General features: G+C 75.1%; 2 protein-coding genes. Both read left to right on the top strand.

The features are described 5' to 3' along the window. Positions 1 to 556 (top strand): hypothetical protein (locus tag AC1D1T_RS32790; protein ID WP_477993537.1); only part of this gene is annotated, 556 nt, incomplete at its 5' end. Next, positions 549 to 848: contractile injection system tape measure protein (locus AC1D1T_RS32785; protein WP_477993536.1), on the top strand; the 300-nt coding region annotated here is incomplete at its 3' end. The genes AC1D1T_RS32790 and AC1D1T_RS32785, both read left to right, overlap by 8 nt.

The following is an 848-nucleotide window of genomic DNA, read 5'->3' as shown; positions in this document are numbered from 1 at the left end:
CCGCCTGCTGCTCGGTCCCGACGAGGACGGCCGCTGGTGGGACCTGGGCGAGCACACCGATGCGCCGGCCGCGCGGCGCGCCGCCGCCAGCCTGCGGCTCTTCCTGCTGCACCTGCACCAGGAGAGCGAGGGGATGCACGTGGTCGAGCACGTGCTGCTGCGCCCGCTCGCGCCGGGCGGCCGCGCGCATGCGGCGCTGAACCTGAAGCCGGGCTTCCACGCGCTGCGCGTCACGGTGCTGATGCCGGGCTGGACCGCGCGCACCCGCCAGCCGGCGTTCCGCCGCTTTGCGCAGGACACCTTGCGCATCAACTGCCCGGCCCACCTGTCGCTGCACTGCCTGTGGCTGGAGATGGAGGCGATGCAACGCTTCGAGGCCTGCTGGGTGCCGTGGCTGGCGGCGCGCGAGGCGCTGGCGGCCGCACCCGGTGATGCGCACCTGGCCGAGCAGGCGGACGTGGCGGCCTGCCGCGTGATCCCGTTCGTGCGCCAGCCCGGCGACACCCCCGATGCAGGAGGCGAGGGCGACGAGCCCTTCGTGCAGGGCCATGCCTGACGCGCACCTGATCGAGCACCTGCATGTCGACGTCGGCTTCGACGCCGCGCTGCCGGCCGACGAGGCCGAGGCGCGGCTCGCCGCGTTCATGCAGGGCCCGGCGCTGCGCATCGTCGACGAGTTGTTCGACGAGGCCTGCGCGCCCGACGAGGTGTGGCGCATCGACGAGCTGGCGATCGACCTCGGCGAGGTGCCGGTCGACGCGATGGAGGACGAATGGGCGCTGCGCCTGCGCGAGCGGCTGCAGGACCGGCTGGCCGACCTGCGCGGGCCCGGCGGCGCGGCCGCGGCG

It is taken from the genome of Rhizobacter sp. P2_H3, from assembly GCF_056403355.1.
Note: the sequence above shows the minus strand (reverse complement) of the source record. Positions and strands in the feature narration are given on the sequence as shown.